Annotated in this window: 19 protein-coding genes; 11 read left to right on the plus strand and 8 right to left on the minus strand. The window is 54.6% G+C overall.

Going from position 1 to position 14458, the window contains the following annotated elements:
- Window positions 1–3: 3 nt before the first annotated feature.
- The 4 genes from trpB (at window position 4) to yedF (ending at window position 3628) form a co-directional block, all read left to right on the plus strand.
- Window positions 4–1197, plus strand: a complete 1194-nt coding sequence (trpB, locus tag IM313_RS11810; protein WP_028013413.1) for a tryptophan synthase subunit beta — start codon at window positions 4–6, stop codon at window positions 1195–1197.
- Complete coding sequence (gene trpA, locus IM313_RS11815; RefSeq protein WP_192971171.1) at window positions 1197–2006, plus strand: tryptophan synthase subunit alpha; 810 nt, start codon at window positions 1197–1199, stop codon at window positions 2004–2006. Before trpB ends, trpA begins: the two co-directional genes overlap by 1 nt.
- A 180-nt stretch (window positions 2007–2186) precedes the next feature.
- Window positions 2187–3398, plus strand: a complete 1212-nt coding sequence (yedE, locus tag IM313_RS11820; RefSeq protein WP_048960531.1) for a selenium metabolism membrane protein YedE/FdhT — start codon at window positions 2187–2189, stop codon at window positions 3396–3398.
- Entirely contained in the window at window positions 3395–3628 is a 234-nt protein-coding gene (gene yedF / locus IM313_RS11825; protein WP_045260667.1) for a sulfurtransferase-like selenium metabolism protein YedF, read from the plus strand. Before yedE ends, yedF begins: the two co-directional genes overlap by 4 nt.
- Window positions 3629–3784: 156 nt before the next feature.
- Here yedF and IM313_RS11830 read toward each other — a convergent pair whose 3' ends face one another.
- Together IM313_RS11830 and ompW are read right to left on the minus strand one after the other, a co-directional pair.
- Entirely contained in the window at window positions 3785–3994 is a 210-nt protein-coding gene (locus IM313_RS11830; RefSeq protein ID WP_192971172.1) for a hypothetical protein, read from the minus strand.
- A 144-nt stretch (window positions 3995–4138) separates the two neighbouring features.
- Window positions 4139–4771 carry an outer membrane protein OmpW gene (gene ompW, locus IM313_RS11835; protein ID WP_045260668.1) on the minus strand — a complete coding sequence of 211 codons (633 nt, stop codon included), beginning with the start codon at window positions 4769–4771 and terminating at the stop codon, window positions 4139–4141.
- Window positions 4772–5052: 281 nt separating this feature from the next.
- On the opposite strand from ompW, the gene IM313_RS11840 reads away from it, so the two are divergent.
- The 4 genes from IM313_RS11840 to yciA all read left to right on the plus strand — a co-directional run bounded on the left by IM313_RS11840 (window position 5053) and on the right by yciA (window position 7322).
- Window positions 5053–5457, plus strand: coding sequence for a YkgJ family cysteine cluster protein (locus tag IM313_RS11840; protein WP_059357684.1), 405 nt, complete (start codon window positions 5053–5055; stop codon window positions 5455–5457).
- 25 nt (window positions 5458–5482) lie between these two features.
- Entirely contained in the window at window positions 5483–6226 is a 744-nt protein-coding gene (locus tag IM313_RS11845; RefSeq protein WP_028013418.1) for a YciC family protein, read from the plus strand.
- Between the two features lie 56 nt (window positions 6227–6282).
- Window positions 6283–6822 (plus strand): septation protein A, encoded by a 540-nt coding sequence (locus tag IM313_RS11850; protein ID WP_028013419.1) that lies wholly within the window; start codon window positions 6283–6285, stop codon window positions 6820–6822.
- A 104-nt stretch (window positions 6823–6926) separates the two neighbouring features.
- The gene (yciA, locus tag IM313_RS11855; protein ID WP_028013420.1) at window positions 6927–7322 is read left to right on the plus strand and encodes an acyl-CoA thioester hydrolase YciA; all 396 of its coding nucleotides are present in this window, start codon (window positions 6927–6929) and stop codon (window positions 7320–7322) included.
- A 38-nt stretch (window positions 7323–7360) separates the two neighbouring features.
- On the opposite strand, the gene tonB is transcribed toward yciA, so the two are convergent.
- Window positions 7361–8083, minus strand: a complete 723-nt coding sequence (gene tonB / locus IM313_RS11860) for a TonB system transport protein TonB (RefSeq protein ID WP_028013421.1) — start codon at window positions 8081–8083, stop codon at window positions 7361–7363.
- A 222-nt stretch (window positions 8084–8305) separates the two neighbouring features.
- Here tonB and IM313_RS11865 point away from each other — a divergent pair, with 222 nt between their 5' ends.
- Window positions 8306–8602, plus strand: coding sequence for a YciI family protein (locus IM313_RS11865; RefSeq protein WP_028013422.1), 297 nt, complete (start codon window positions 8306–8308; stop codon window positions 8600–8602).
- 34 nt (window positions 8603–8636) lie between these two features.
- On the opposite strand, the gene leuE is transcribed toward IM313_RS11865, so the two are convergent.
- Complete coding sequence (gene leuE / locus IM313_RS11870) at window positions 8637–9272, minus strand: leucine efflux protein LeuE (protein ID WP_192971173.1); 636 nt, start codon at window positions 9270–9272, stop codon at window positions 8637–8639.
- A gap of 106 nt (window positions 9273–9378) precedes the next feature.
- Window positions 9379–9552, minus strand: coding sequence for a YciY family protein (locus IM313_RS11875; RefSeq protein ID WP_086379783.1), 174 nt, complete (start codon window positions 9550–9552; stop codon window positions 9379–9381).
- A 144-nt stretch (window positions 9553–9696) separates the two neighbouring features.
- On the opposite strand from IM313_RS11875, the gene cls reads away from it, so the two are divergent.
- The gene (gene cls, locus IM313_RS11880; protein ID WP_008502791.1) at window positions 9697–11157 is read left to right on the plus strand and encodes a cardiolipin synthase; all 1461 of its coding nucleotides are present in this window, start codon (window positions 9697–9699) and stop codon (window positions 11155–11157) included.
- Between the two features lie 33 nt (window positions 11158–11190).
- Entirely contained in the window at window positions 11191–11520 is a 330-nt protein-coding gene (locus IM313_RS11885) for an HI1450 family dsDNA-mimic protein (protein WP_006810881.1), read from the plus strand.
- Between the two features lie 31 nt (window positions 11521–11551).
- Here IM313_RS11885 and IM313_RS11890 read toward each other — a convergent pair whose 3' ends face one another.
- The 3 genes from IM313_RS11890 to IM313_RS11900 are packed head-to-tail and all read right to left on the minus strand — an operon-like array spanning window position 11552 to window position 14451.
- Window positions 11552–12388, minus strand: a complete 837-nt coding sequence (locus IM313_RS11890) for an ion transporter (RefSeq protein WP_192971174.1) — start codon at window positions 12386–12388, stop codon at window positions 11552–11554.
- A 48-nt stretch (window positions 12389–12436) separates the two neighbouring features.
- The gene (oppF, locus tag IM313_RS11895) at window positions 12437–13441 is read right to left on the minus strand and encodes a murein tripeptide/oligopeptide ABC transporter ATP-binding protein OppF (protein WP_041909608.1); all 1005 of its coding nucleotides are present in this window, start codon (window positions 13439–13441) and stop codon (window positions 12437–12439) included.
- Entirely contained in the window at window positions 13438–14451 is a 1014-nt protein-coding gene (locus tag IM313_RS11900; RefSeq protein ID WP_028013427.1) for an ABC transporter ATP-binding protein, read from the minus strand. Before IM313_RS11900 ends, oppF begins: the two co-directional genes overlap by 4 nt.
- Window positions 14452–14458: the final 7 nt, after the last annotated feature.

The raw sequence follows: 14458 nt of genomic DNA on the forward strand, positions 1-14458 counted from the left end.
AAGATGACGACATTACTTAACCCGTATTTTGGTGAATTCGGCGGGATGTACGTTCCGCAAATCCTGATGCCCGCGCTGCGCCAGCTGGAAGAAGCGTTCGTGAGCGCGCAGAAAGATCCGGCGTTTCAGGCGGAGTTTACCGACCTGCTGAAAAACTACGCCGGGCGTCCAACCGCGCTGACCAAATGCCGCAACCTGACCGAAGGCACCAAAACCACGCTGTATCTTAAGCGTGAAGACCTGCTGCACGGCGGCGCGCATAAAACTAACCAGGTGCTGGGCCAGGCGCTGCTCGCGAAGCGTATGGGTAAAACCGAAATCATCGCCGAAACTGGCGCAGGCCAGCACGGCGTGGCTTCTGCGCTCGCCAGCGCCCTGCTCGGCCTGAAGTGCCGCATCTATATGGGTGCTAAAGACGTTGAGCGTCAGTCGCCGAACGTGTTCCGTATGCGCCTGATGGGTGCGGAAGTGATCCCGGTGCACAGCGGTTCTGCGACGCTGAAAGATGCCTGTAACGAAGCGCTGCGCGACTGGTCCGGCAGCTACGAAACCGCGCACTATATGCTCGGCACCGCGGCAGGTCCTCACCCGTTCCCGACCATCGTGCGCGAATTCCAGCGCATGATTGGTGAAGAGACCAAAGCGCAGATCCTTGAAAAAGAGGGTCGTCTGCCGGATGCAGTCATTGCCTGCGTCGGCGGCGGGTCTAACGCCATCGGCATGTTTGCCGATTTTATCGACGAAACCCGCGTGGGGCTGATTGGCGTCGAGCCTGCCGGTCATGGGATTGAAACCGGCGAGCACGGCGCGCCGCTGAAGCATGGCCGCGTGGGGATCTACTTCGGCATGAAAGCCCCGATGATGCAGACCGATGAAGGGCAGATTGAAGAGTCTTACTCAATTTCTGCCGGACTGGACTTCCCGTCCGTTGGGCCACAGCACGCGTTCCTGAACAGCACGGGGCGCGCGGACTATGTCTCCATTACCGATGACGAAGCGCTGGAAGCCTTCAAAACGCTGTGCCGCAGCGAAGGGATCATCCCGGCGCTGGAGTCTTCTCACGCGCTGGCGCACGCGCTGAAAATGATGAAAGAGAACCCGGAAAAAGAGCAACTGCTGGTGGTGAACCTTTCCGGTCGCGGTGACAAAGATATCTTCACCGTTCACGATATTTTGAAAGCACGAGGGGAAATCTGATGGAACGCTACGATAACGTATTTGCTGAACTGAAATCCCGCCAGGAAGGCGCGTTCGTCCCCTTCGTTACGCTGGGCGACCCCGGCCCTGAGCAGTCTCTGAAGATTATCGACGCCCTGATTGAAGCCGGCGCCGACGCGTTGGAGCTGGGTATTCCGTTCTCCGATCCGCTGGCGGATGGCCCGACCATCCAGAACGCCACCCTGCGCGCCTTTGCGGCAGGCGTGACCCCAACCCAGTGCTTTGAAATGCTGGCGGCGATCCGCCAGAAGCACCCGACCATTCCGATTGGTCTGCTGATGTACGCCAACCTGGTGTTCAACCGTGGTGTTGACGAGTTCTATACAGAATGCGCGCGCGTGGGTGTCGACTCGGTCCTGGTAGCAGACGTGCCCGTGGAAGAGTCCGCGCCGTTCCGCCAGGCTGCGATGCGTCACAATGTCGCCCCTATTTTCATCTGCCCGCCTAACGCGGACGATGAACTGCTGCGCCAGATAGCCTCTTACGGACGCGGGTATACCTATCTGCTTTCCCGCGCGGGCGTGACTGGCGCCGAGAATAAAGCGGCCCTGCCGCTGCATCATCTGGTGGAAAAGCTGGCCGAGTACCATGCCGCGCCGCCGCTGCAGGGCTTCGGGATCTCCTCTCCGGATCAGGTCACCGCGGCAATTGAGGCGAAGGCAGCGGGTGCCATTTCCGGCTCTGCGATTGTGAAGATCATCGAAAAGAACGTGGACAAGCCCGAGCAGATGCTGAGCGAATTGAAAGCGTTCGTGACCGCAATGAAAGCAGCGACGCGTAAAGCATAATCCCTCCACCGTCTGGCAACCCTGCCAGACGGTTACTCCTCCTTCTCCATCCTCTCCAAAGGATTACGTCAAAATTGATCCCGTCGATATTTTCGGTGTGAATAGCTTTTCAAACTTTCGCGTAAGCGTATGATCTGGACTCTTTTTAGCACTAATCCTTCTGAGTTCAGAGGCTTATTCATGTCATGGCAATCCTTCAAACAGACTTACCTGGTTAAGTTCTGGTCACCTGTTCCGGCCGTCATCGCGGCAGGCATTCTCTCTACTTATTATTTCGGCATTACCGGCACCTTCTGGGCCGTCACCGGTGAATTCACCCGCTGGGGTGGGCAACTGCTGCAGCTCGCAGGCGTGCACACCGAAGAGTGGGGATACTTCAAACTTATTCACCTGGACGGCACCCCGCTTACCCGCATCGACGGAATGATGATTATCGGCATGTTCGGCGGCTGTTTCGCTGCGGCGCTGTGGGCAAACAACGTTAAGCTGCGCATGCCCAAAAGCCGCGTTCGCATCATGCAGGCGGTAGTCGGGGGTATGATTGCCGGGTTTGGCGCCCGCCTGGCGATGGGCTGTAATCTGGCCGCGTTCTTTACGGGGATTCCGCAGTTCTCCCTTCATGCCTGGTTTTTTGCCGTGGCCACGGCGATTGGCTCTTACTTCGGAGCAAAATTCACCCTTCTGCCGCTGTTCCGCATTCCGGTGAAAATGACAAAAGTCAGCGCGGCGTCCCCGCTAACCCAAAAACCGGAGCAGGCAAAGCGCCGTTTCCGCCTGGGTATGCTGGTCTTTTTTGCTATGATCGCATGGGCCATTTGCACGGCGATGAATCAGCCGAAGCTTGGCCTGGCGATGTTGTTCGGCGTCGGCTTTGGCCTGCTGATCGAACGCGCGCAGATCTGCTTTACCTCTGCGTTTCGCGATATGTGGATCACCGGAAGGACGATGATGGCGAAGGCAATCATTGCCGGCATGGCGGTGAGCGCTATCGGCATCTTCAGCTATGTTCAGCTCGGTGTTGAACCGAAGATCATGTGGGCTGGCCCGAACGCGGTGATTGGCGGTCTGCTGTTTGGCTTCGGGATTGTGCTGGCGGGCGGGTGTGAAACCGGCTGGATGTACCGCGCGGTTGAGGGACAGGTGCACTACTGGTGGGTCGGGCTTGGGAATGTCCTTGGATCCACACTCCTCGCATACTTCTGGGACGACGTGTCCCCGGTGCTTGCCACAAACTGGGACAAGGTTAACCTGCTGAGCGCTTTCGGCCCTCTCGGCGGCCTGCTGGTGACTTATGCCCTGCTGCTGGTCGCTTTTTTACTGGTTGTCGCACAGGAGAAACGCTTCTTCCGCCGTGCCGTCGTCAAAACTGAAACGCAGGAGAACGCTGCATGAAAGAGATCGTCCCCGACTATCGTCTGGATATGGTCGGTGAACCCTGCCCGTATCCGGCGGTTGCCACGCTTGAGGCACTGCCGCAGCTGGAAAAAGGTGAAATTCTGGAGGTGGTGAGCGATTGTCCGCAATCCATCAACAACATTCCGCTGGATGCAAAAAACCACGGTTATACGGTGCTGGATATCCAGCAGGATGGCCCAACCATTCGCTATCTGATTCAAAAATGATCGCTAAGGGCCTCGCAAGGGGCCTTTATCGTATTGAATTATAAGTCATGTTGATCCACGGCAAAAACGCGATTTTTGACTTAAGTAAAATCTCATTTCCCTTTTGAAGGAGGTTTTCGCGGTTTGATGTATTTACGAGCTTTACTGGTTTTCGCCTTATTGATTCCCTTCCACGCGCTGTCCCTGAATTTTTCTTCGACCTTCCTGCGACTTAATTGCCCGGAAAGAGGACTTGTCGACGTTATTCTGCACGTCTATGACCATACTCAGGAACGATGGCGCGGTCATTTTGAAACCGGCGCGGGTCATAAACGTGTGGGTGATACCGAAATTATCCCGTTTGCCAACGGTGATATTCTCTTCCATTCCCTGTCCAGCGACGCTTTCAGCTATTTATATGATGGGGAAAAGATCCTGAGGCACTGCGTAAAGCTTGACGAGCGGCCGGTTTATCCGTCGTTTTGAAGCGAGCAAAGCAAACTGGCCACCCTGTGGCCAGTTTGACGGGGATCAGAAACGATAACCCGCAGAGAACATGAACACCCACGGATCCAGACGCGTATTGATGCTTTGCTGCTCGCCGCCCGCCTTGAAGCGTACGTCCGTATCAATATCCATATACCAGACCGAGGCGTTGATCAGCCAGTCGCGGTTAATCAGATAGTCCAGACCAACCTGCCCAGCCATACCCCACGAGTCTTTCAGGCTGAGATCTGAGAGTCCTGCTTCTTTGCCGGTATCGTTGAATTTCTCATCGAAGAAGGTGGTGTAGTTCACACCCGCGCCAATATATGGACGCACCTTGCTGCTGGCATCGCCAAAGTACCATTGCGCCATCAGCGTTGGCGGTAAATGGTGAACCGTGGCGATATCACCGGTCGCACCAAGACCGACACGGTGACGGAACGGGGTTGCCGCCAAAAGCTCAACACCAACGTTATCCGTCGCCATCCAGGTGAATGTTAAACCTAACTGGGTGTTGTTACTGACGTTAAAACCGCCCATACCCAACACGTTATCCGATCCTTCAGTTGGGCGAACCGTAGCCGAACCGGCACGAATAAAGAATTCGCCTGCTTCATGCGCATACGCGCCGCCAGAGAGACTGCTTAATACAAGGGCTGCCACCGCTAATTTTTTCATATCCGCTCCATCGTTGTGGTTTTAATCGCGGATGAGAATATACTCACAAAAGAGTAATAAGTGATCTGCCACAGATCACATTAAAACCAGTAAGTTAACATTCATTGATCTGGGTTAATTTTTTGTGGCGCTTTGAAAAGCAATAAGTTGTTTCTATGTCAATTTTTGGCATTTCACAGTTACAAAATTTTCTCTTTTCCCCCTCTTGCTCTTCCTCTGTCGGCTGGATAATTTATCGCTCTCACAAGTTGATTTGATGCGTTCTTTTTTGCAGGTGTGCTATGAGTGAAGTTAACCCGTGCATGACGTGCGGAGCCTGTTGTGCGTATTTTCGAGTCTCTTTCTATTGGGCTGAAGCCAGCGATGGCGGCGGTACCGTTCCGGTTCATCTTACTGAGCCGTTAACCCCCTTTCTGCGCTGCATGCGCGGCACCAATCAAAAGCAGGCCCGCTGTGACGCGCTGCAGGGTGAGCCCGGGGTTTCGACCCGGTGCGCGATCTATGAGGATCGCCCCAGCCCGTGCCGGGAATTTGCCATGTCGGGGGAAGATGGGCAGGTCAACGAAGCCTGTAATCGCGCCCGCGCGCGCTTTGGATTACCGCCGCTTTACAAAGATATGCTTTTCCATACAAGCCTTGATGCTGCCACAGCAGGTTCATCCGGTGTACAATTGCCGGCTAATTAACACCTGCAATACGCAAGGAGAGTGCATGTCTATCACGGCGAAGTCTGTCTACCGTGACACGGGAAATTTTTTCCGCAATCAGTTCATTACCTTTTTACTGATCGCGTTGCTTTGCGCCTTTATCACTGTGGTGCTGGGTCATGCGTTCTCACCGAGTGAAGAACAGATTGCCAGCCTGAGCCAGGGCGACCATCTTGCAGGAAGCGTTGGGCTATTTGAACTGGTGCAAAACATGACGCCAGAGCAGCAACAAATTCTGCTCCGGGCGTCTGCCGCATCCACGTTTTCTGGCCTGATTGGTAACGCCATTCTGGCGGGCGGCGTTTTGCTGATGATCCAACTGGTGTCGGCGGGCCACCGGGTCAGCGCCTTGCGGGCGATTGGCGCCAGCGCGCCGGTCTTACCTAAGCTGTTTATCCTGATCTTTTTAACCACCATGCTGGTGCAGATGGGAATTATGCTGGTTGTGGTGCCGGGCGTGTTACTGGCTATTGTGCTCGCTTTTGCCCCAGTAATGATCGTGCAGGATAAAATGGGAATTTTTACCGCGATGCGCAGCAGCATCCGACTCGCATGGGCTAATATGCGTCTGGTGGCTCCCGCAGTCATTGCCTGGCTGCTGGCAAAAACGCTCCTGCTCCTGTTTGCACCGAATTTTGCGGTATTAACCCCGAACGTTGGCGCGGTGGTCGCGAATACACTGAGCAACCTGATTTCAGCGGTGCTGCTTGTCTATCTGTTCCGCCTGTATATGTTAATTCGTCAGTAACCCTGATGCCGGGTGCATGACAGGGCCCGGCTCAACAAAGAAGATGGAATCACAGAATGAAGCAGTTTCTTGATTTTTTACCGCTGGTGGTCTTTTTCGCGTTTTACAAACTGTATGACATTTATGCTGCCACCACAGCGCTGATTATTGCGACAGCGGTTGTGCTGATCTACAGCTGGGTTCGCTACCGTAAAGTTGAGAAAATGGCGCTGGTAACGTTCGTCCTGGTCGCCGTATTCGGTGGGCTAACCCTCTTCTTCCACAATGATGAATTTATCAAGTGGAAAGTTACGGTGATCTACGCGCTGTTTGCGGGTGCGCTGCTCATCAGCCAGTGGGTGATGAAAAAGCCGCTGATCCAGCGCATGCTCGGCAAAGAGCTGACGCTGCCTCAGGAAGTCTGGTCGCGCCTGAATATCGCCTGGGCCGTGTTCTTTATCCTTTGCGGTCTTGCCAATATCTATATCGCTTTCTGGCTGCCACAGAATATCTGGGTCAACTTCAAGGTCTTCGGCCTGACGGCCCTGACGCTGATATTCACCCTGCTAAGCGGCATTTATATCTATCGCCACATGCCGCAGGACGACAAGCACTGATTGCTGACTGACCAGAACGTGTTCGACAGGCGTTCTGGTCTATTCTCTCCGCTGTGAAATCATAGTAGCATCCCGCCTGAAGTCTTCCGTTATGAGTTAAAACAATGACAACAAATAACGCCCCTCAGGGCGAACTGGTTTTACGCACACTGGCAATGCCCGCTGACACCAATGCCAATGGCGATATTTTTGGCGGCTGGCTGATGTCGCAGATGGATATGGGCGGCGCAATTCTGGCAAAAGAGATTGCTCACGGACGCGTGGTGACCGTGCGGGTGGATGGAATGACCTTCCTGCGCCCGGTTGCGGTAGGTGATGTGGTTTGCTGTTACGCCCGCTGCGTAAAGCGCGGCAATACATCCATCTCCATCAACATTGAAGTCTGGGTGAAGAAAGTCTCTTCTGAACCGATTGGACAGCGCTATAAAGCAACTGAAGCGCTGTTTATTTATGTCGCTGTCGATAGCGAGGGTAAACCTCGTCAGCTTCCGCCAGCCTGAATGGCAGGCAAAAAAAAGCCTCCTTTCGGAGGCTTTTTTTATTCCATCTGCGCCCCGCCGTTCAGGCGGAAAACAATGTTCACGATCAGTCCGCTTCCCGGTTTACCGGGTTCGTAGCGCCATCTGCGCATCGCCGACTTCACTTCGCGCTCAAACATATTAGAAGGTTGCGCAGACAGGATTTCCACGTTATCCACGCGGCCATCCGCAGTGACGTCAAATTTCACCCGTACGCGACCTTCAATACGCAAGGCCTGAGCCCGCGCCGGATACTGAGGCTGATTACGGCTCAACGCACGTGGGCCCGCTGGTGCGGCAACCGTCGGCTTCGCCGCCGGTGCGCTGTTATTCATGACCGGACGCGAAGGCGCTGCATTCTCGACCGGCTGGGTCGCGCGCGGTTCAACCGGGCGTTCTTCACGTTTAGGACGCTCCTCGACCTTCTTCACCGGCTTTGGCTTCGGCTTAGGTTTTGGCTTCGGTTCAGGTTTGTGGATCACCACCGGTGCCTCCTTCGGTGGCTCCGGTACAGGCTCGGGTTCCGGTTCAGGCTCAGCAACCGGCTGTGGCGGTGGTGGCGCAACCTGCGGCGGTTCGAGATCCGCTGGCGAGACCATGGTTACCGAGATCGGCTGGGCAGGTGCGGGCATTTCAATAACCTGATGAACCGAGGTGTAGAGCAAACCCGCCACGACGGCACCGTGAATCACGACGGACAACAGCGTCGGCCAGGGAAAGCGGCGAGGTAAATCAAGGGTCATCGAAGTCATAATCATCAACGTTAAAAAACCGGACCCTGATTTTAAATGCAAATAGCAATCATATTCAATAAGACACTTTGTTCTGGCGCAATTTAAGCGCAGGAGTGGTCAAAAAAAGGGCATCCAGATCGGGGTATTAATGTTGTTTTTATCTTTACATTGCAGTCAATTGCCCTTTCACATAACGTAACTGACACTTTATAACGCTTAAGGAGCTTCACCGTGCTTTACGTGATTTACTCTGAAGATATCGCTGATTCCCTCGAAAAACGTCTCTCTGTTCGCCCTGCCCATCTGGCTCGCCTGCAGCTGCTCCAGGACGAAGGCCGTTTGCTGACCGCGGGTCCAATGCCTGCTGTTGACAGCAATGACCCGGGAGCCGCCGGTTTTTCTGGCTCCACGGTTATTGCTGAGTTTGAGTCTCTTGAAGCGGCGCAGGCCTGGGCTGACGCAGACCCATACGTTGCGGCGGGTGTGTATGCAAAAGTGACGGTGCGACCGTATAAGAAAGTGTTCTGAGGTAAAAAGGCTCCCGCAGGAGCCTTTCTTCACATCAATGCAGTGACGCTAACCGCGCTGCAAACCCGACAAACAGCAGCCCTATCAGCCCGTTCCCCAGCTTTGCCAGCTTCTTTTTGGTTTTCAGATAACGCGTAACAAACGCCCCAGAGAAGATCAGAAAGCTCATGTACATAAAGCTAATCAGCTCAAGCGTGGTAGCGAGGATCAGGAAAGAGGTCCCGGTATTTTGCGCATTCACGTCGATAAACTGCACAAAGAACGAAACGTAGAACAGAATCGCTTTTGGATTGGTCAGGCTCAGGACGAGGGAGCGTTTCAAGATCGTGCTGGCAGGCTCGGTTCCGCTTTCTTGAGCGTTATTCTGACGTGTGATCACCGACCAGAGCATTTTTCCGCCCAACCACAGCAGATAGAAAGCCCCGAGATAGCGCACGATATTAAAGAGTACGGGGGTCGTCTGGATCAATGCCGCAACACCCGCCCAGGCCAGGAACATCAATACCGCATCACCAATAAACACGCCGGTCGCGGCAAGATACCCTTTTTTCACACCGTGACCGATCCCCGTTTTCAGCACAAACAGGGTGTTTGGCCCGGGAACCAGCACGATAAAAAATGCGCCAACAACATACGTCCAGAAATTCAGTACACCAAACTCCGCAAACACCTCTCCCTCCTTTTGCTAAAAATAACCGGAATATCGCCGCAATAACGATATTCGCAAAATAAGACACAATATAATCAGCGGGCACCTTGCGGTGCCCTCATGGGTTTCAGATATCCTGGACTGCGAACAGCAACGCATTGCGGTGCCGGGTCAATCCACATTTTCTGATGGCGTGGATACGCATATTGCGGCGGGATTGTGCTTCCAGCCAACGAGCCTTGCGACGACTCACCTGTCGCAACATACGCCAGCGCCCTACTTCTGTTCTACTGCGCTTCATGTCTACAACTCTTTCTCAAACAGAGCCGCCATTATAAACCCAACCCGACAGCAAACCAGCGCTTTTACCTGGCGTTTTTATTTGCCAGATGAATCCTGATGCGTACACTCATAACAATACGCTTTCAAAAGGATTTTTTTATCTATGACAACCTTCTACACCGTGGTGAGTTGGCTGGTCATTCTGGGATACTGGCTGTTAATCGCGGGTGTGACGTTACGCATCCTGATGAAGCGCAGAGCCGTACCCTCTGCCATGGCCTGGCTTCTGATCATTTATATCCTCCCACTGGTGGGAATTATTGCCTATCTCTCTTTCGGTGAGCTTCATCTTGGTAAACGCCGTGCCGAGCGGGCGCGCGCAATGTGGCCTTCCACCGCGAAGTGGCTTAACGATCTCAAAGCCTGTAAGCATATCTTTGCCGAGGAGAACAGCAGCGTCGCCTCCTCGCTGTTTAAGCTCTGCGAGCGTCGCCAGGGGATTGGCGGCGTTAAGGGCAATCAGCTCCAGCTTCTGACGTCGTCCGATGATGTCATGCAGGCGTTAATCCGCGATATTCAGCTGGCTCGCCATAATATTGAGATGGTGTTTTATATCTGGCAGCCCGGCGGCATGGCTGACCAGGTCGCTGAATCCCTGATGGCGGCCGCACGCAGGGGGATCCACTGCCGTCTGATGCTGGACTCCGCGGGCAGCGTGGCATTCTTCCGTAGCCCCTGGGCGGGCATGATGCGTAACGCCGGTATCGAGGTGGTTGAGGCGCTGAAGGTGAATCTCCTGCGCGTGTTTCTGCGCCGGATGGACCTTCGCCAGCACCGTAAAATGATCATGATCGATAACTATATTGCCTACACCGGCAGTATGAACATGGTTGACCCGCGCTTCTTTAAACAGGACTCCGGCGTCGGGCAATGGGTGGATCTGATGGCGCGAATGGAGGGGCCGATTGCCACCTCGATGGGCATCGTTTACTCCTGCGACTGGGAGATAGAAACCGGCAAGCGTATCCTGCCGCCACCGCCGGATGGCAATATTATGCCGTTTGAAGAGGCCAGCGGTCATACAATTCATACTATCGCCTCCGGACCGGGCTTCCCGGAGGATTTGATTCACCAGGCGCTGCTGACGGCAACCTACTCCGCGCGTGAATATCTGATCATGACGACGCCCTACTTTGTCCCCAGCGATGATCTGCTGCACGCGATTTGTACCGCAGCGCAGCGCGGCGTCGATGTCAGTATCATTCTGCCACGCAAAAATGATTCCCTTCTGGTGGGCTGGGCCAGCCGTGCCTTCTTTAGCGAACTGCTTGCCGCCGGGGTGAAAATTTACCAGTTTGAAGGCGGGCTCCTGCACACCAAGAGCGTGCTGGTCGACGGCGAATTAAGCCTGGTGGGCACGGTTAACCTTGATATGCGCAGCCTGTGGCTAAACTTTGAAATCACCCTGGTGATTGATGACGCCGGCTTTGGCGGTGACCTGGCGGCGGTTCAGGATGACTATATCTCCCGTTCGCGGCTGCTGGATGCCAGGCTGTGGGTAAAACGTCCGTTATGGCAGCGAATAGCTGAACGACTGTTTTACTTCTTTAGTCCGTTGCTGTAAAACGTGCCCAACGATGTTAAACAGGTAGTCATCATGGAAATGGATCTGAACAATCGCCTGACCGAAGACGAAACGCTCGAGCAGGCCTATGACATTTTTCTCGAACTGGCGGTTGATAACCTCGATCCCGCAGACGTGATCCTCTTTAATCTGCAGTTCGAAGAGCGCGGCGGTGCCGAATTGTTCGACCCTTCAGAGGACTGGGCCGAACATGTAGATTTCGACCTGAACCCTGACTTCTTTGCCGAAGTGGTTATTGGGCTGGCTGATGAAGACGGCGGTGAAATTAACGACATTTTTGCGCGCGTCCTGCTGTGTCGAGAGAAAGACCACAAGCTGTGCCACATACTCTGGCGCGAATAATAAAAAAGGCTGCGATAGCAGCCTTTTTTATTTAATCCGCTAACGCGCTTCCGCAGCGGTTGCAAAACCGCGCGCTGTATTCATGATCGACCTGGTGGCAGTTCGGACATTTGCGCCGCTGTTTATGGTTCTGGAACGCGCTGCTCATGTGCGTGGTAATAAGCCCCGTCGGAATGGCAATTACCGAATACCCAATCAGAATCAGCACGGATGCCACAATCCGCCCCAGCGGCGTATGGGGCGTGATATCGCCATACCCCACGGTCGTAACGGTCACTATCGCCCAGTAGACGGACGCGTTGAGCGTCGTGAAGCCATATTTCGGCCCTTCAATCAAATACATCAGCGCGCCAAAAACAATCATGACGATGGCAATAAACGAATAGAACAGAATAAGCTGATGGCGTGCGCTGACGATCGCACTCCAGAATACGCGCAGCGACGGCATAAAGCGCAGTAACTTCAGGATACGCAAGACCCGAATAACGCGCATCGCTCGCCAGGCGAAAACATAGTTGAGGCTGATCTCCGGCCACAGCCACATCACATAGAGCGGCAGGATCGTCGCTAAATCAATAAAGCCCCAGAAGCTAAAGACGTACTTTGCCGGGTTGGGCCAGCAAACAACACGCAGAAAATACTCAGCGGTAAAGACCAGGGTAATAATAAGTTCCAGCCAGACAAACGCATGCCATTCCTCAAATGTCAGGTGATATTGCGTCCCCACACCCGATTCAATAAAGATGACCACTACGCTCAATAGCGCAAACAGCGCACAAAGACCTTCAAAACGGCGTCCCGATACCGTTTCAGGATCGAATAAAAGATGATAGAGCTGCCGACGGGCTGAAGTGAATAAACGCGACACGGTAACCTCGCAAAAAAATAAGGGCTGACATCATGTCAGCCCTTGCGATTATAGCGGGTCTACTTTCAGGCAGGAAACCGCATGTCGGAAACTGCCCTCCAGCACCGGTCGCGTTTTCGCGCATTCCGGCCCGGCCATCGGGCATCGCGTGCGGAACACGCAGCCCGACGGCGGATTGATCGGCGACGGCAATTCCCCTTCCAGAAGCTGAATCGTTTTATTCTTTTCCAGATCCGGATCGGGGATCGGCACCGCCGACATCAGCGCTTTGGTATAAGGATGCAGCGGATTATGGTACACCTCGTCATAGGTTCCCAGTTCCACGGCATGGCCCAGGTACATCACCAGCACGCGGTCGGAGATGTGTTTTACCACCGCCAGGTCGTGCGCAATGAAGATCAGCGACAGCCCCATTTCGCGCTGCAGCTTCTGCAGCAGGTTAACCACCTGCGCCTGAATGGAGACGTCCAGCGCGGAAACCGGCTCATCACAGATAATTAGCTTCGGTTCGAGGATCAGGGCGCGCGCAATACCAATACGCTGACACTGACCGCCGGAGAACTCGTGCGGATAGCGGTTGATGAGGTTAGGCAACAGCCCGACTTTCAGCATCATCGCCTTCACGCGGTCGCGGACTTCCTGACGCGGCATCTTTGGATGATAGGTGCGCAGCGGTTCGGCGATAATCTCACCGATGGTCATACGCGGGTTTAATGACGCCAGCGGATCCTGGAAAATCATCTGGATATCGCTGCGCACGTCGCGCCACTCGTCAGGCTTCATGCCCAGCAGATCTTTACCCAGCCAGGCCACTTTGCCGCCGGTGGCTTTCACCAGACCGATAATTGCACGCGCAAAGGTGGATTTACCGCAGCCGGATTCGCCCACCACGCCCAGGGTTTCCCCCTCGTACAGACGCAAGGTGACGCCATCTACCGCTTTCAGGGTCTTCGGCGGCTGCCAGAACCACTGCTTGCCGTCTTTGATGTCGAAATGCACCTTGAGGTCGGCGATTTCGAGCAGCACGTTGCGTTTTTCATCTACTGCGTTCATACCAGCTCCTCCTGCGGCTTAAAGCAGGCGCGCAGACGGCCTGGGGCAAATTCTTCCAGCGGCGGCGCGCTGTTACAGATTTCCATCGCGTGCGGGCAGCGCGGCTGGAACGGACAGCCTTTCGGCAGTCGCAGCAGGTTTGGCGGGTTGCCCGGAATGGTGAGCAGGGACTCCCCTTCCGCATCAAGACGCGGCACCGCGTTCAGCAGGCCAATCGAGTACGGATGGGCTGGCTGATAGAACACGTCGCGCGCTTTGCCGTATTCCATGGTGCGCCCGGCGTACATCACCAGCACTTTGTCACAGATACCGGCAACCACGCCCAGATCGTGGGTGATCATGATAATCGCCGTGTTGAACTCACGCTTAAGCTCGTTCAGCAGGGTCATGATTTGCGCCTGCACGGTGACGTCCAGCGCGGTAGTCGGTTCATCGGCAATCAGCAGTTTTGGCCGGCACAGCAGCGCCATGGCAATCATCACGCGCTGACGCATACCGCCAGAGAACTCGTGCGGGAACATGCGCATGCGCTTGCGCGCTTCCGGCATTTTTACCGCATCCAGCATTTTAACGGATTCCTCAAAAGCTTCCGCTTTGCCCAGACCTTTGTGCAGCATCAGGACTTCCATCAGCTGCTCACCGACGCGCATATACGGGTTCAGGGAGGTCATCGGATCCTGGAAAATCATTGAGATCTGTTCGGCGCGAAGCTTGTTCAGCTCGAGCTCCGGCAGGTTAAGAATTTCGCGACCGTTGAATTTCGCCGAACCGCCAATCACGCCGTTAGCGGCTAGCAGGCCCATTAATGCAAATGCCGTCTGGGATTTTCCGGAGCCGGATTCACCCACGATCCCCAGCGTTTCCCCTTTGCTCAGGTTAAAGTTGAGATCGTTGACCGCAGTAACATCGCCGTCCGGGGTTTTAAAGGTCACGCGGAGGTCTTTAACATCCAGCAGAAGATTGCTCTGCTGCTGCGCCTGTGGCGCGGTGGCCGTTTCAATAATTGTCATGACGGCG

Origin of the sequence: Enterobacter cloacae complex sp. P2B (genome assembly GCF_014895985.1) — a bacterium.
Lineage (GTDB): Bacteria > Pseudomonadota > Gammaproteobacteria > Enterobacterales > Enterobacteriaceae > Enterobacter > Enterobacter bugandensis.

Bases quoted from the DNA above. Each gene is read 5' to 3' on its own strand.
- IM313_RS11845 (WP_028013418.1), top strand. From the start codon at position 5,483: ATGTCTATCACGGCGAAGTCTGTCTACCGTGACACGGGAAATTTTTTC.
- tonB (WP_028013421.1), bottom strand. From the start codon at position 8,083: ATGACCCTTGATTTACCTCGCCGCTTTCCCTGGCCGACGCTGTTGTCC.
- IM313_RS11900 (WP_028013427.1), bottom strand. From the start codon at position 14,451: ATGACAATTATTGAAACGGCCACCGCGCCACAGGCGCAGCAGCAGAGC.
- cls (WP_008502791.1), top strand. From the start codon at position 9,697: ATGACAACCTTCTACACCGTGGTGAGTTGGCTGGTCATTCTGGGATAC.
- IM313_RS11885 (WP_006810881.1), top strand. From the start codon at position 11,191: ATGGAAATGGATCTGAACAATCGCCTGACCGAAGACGAAACGCTCGAG.
- IM313_RS11850 (WP_028013419.1), top strand. From the start codon at position 6,283: ATGAAGCAGTTTCTTGATTTTTTACCGCTGGTGGTCTTTTTCGCGTTT.
- trpB (WP_028013413.1), top strand. From the start codon at position 4: ATGACGACATTACTTAACCCGTATTTTGGTGAATTCGGCGGGATGTAC.
- IM313_RS11875 (WP_086379783.1), bottom strand. From the start codon at position 9,552: ATGAAGCGCAGTAGAACAGAAGTAGGGCGCTGGCGTATGTTGCGACAG.
- ompW (WP_045260668.1), bottom strand. From the start codon at position 4,771: ATGAAAAAATTAGCGGTGGCAGCCCTTGTATTAAGCAGTCTCTCTGGC.
- oppF (WP_041909608.1), bottom strand. From the start codon at position 13,441: ATGAACGCAGTAGATGAAAAACGCAACGTGCTGCTCGAAATCGCCGAC.
- yedE (WP_048960531.1), top strand. From the start codon at position 2,187: ATGTCATGGCAATCCTTCAAACAGACTTACCTGGTTAAGTTCTGGTCA.
- trpA (WP_192971171.1), top strand. From the start codon at position 1,197: ATGGAACGCTACGATAACGTATTTGCTGAACTGAAATCCCGCCAGGAA.
- IM313_RS11840 (WP_059357684.1), top strand. From the start codon at position 5,053: ATGAGTGAAGTTAACCCGTGCATGACGTGCGGAGCCTGTTGTGCGTAT.
- IM313_RS11830 (WP_192971172.1), bottom strand. From the start codon at position 3,994: ATGGAAGAGAATATCACCGTTGGCAAACGGGATAATTTCGGTATCACC.
- yedF (WP_045260667.1), top strand. From the start codon at position 3,395: ATGAAAGAGATCGTCCCCGACTATCGTCTGGATATGGTCGGTGAACCC.
- yciA (WP_028013420.1), top strand. From the start codon at position 6,927: ATGACAACAAATAACGCCCCTCAGGGCGAACTGGTTTTACGCACACTG.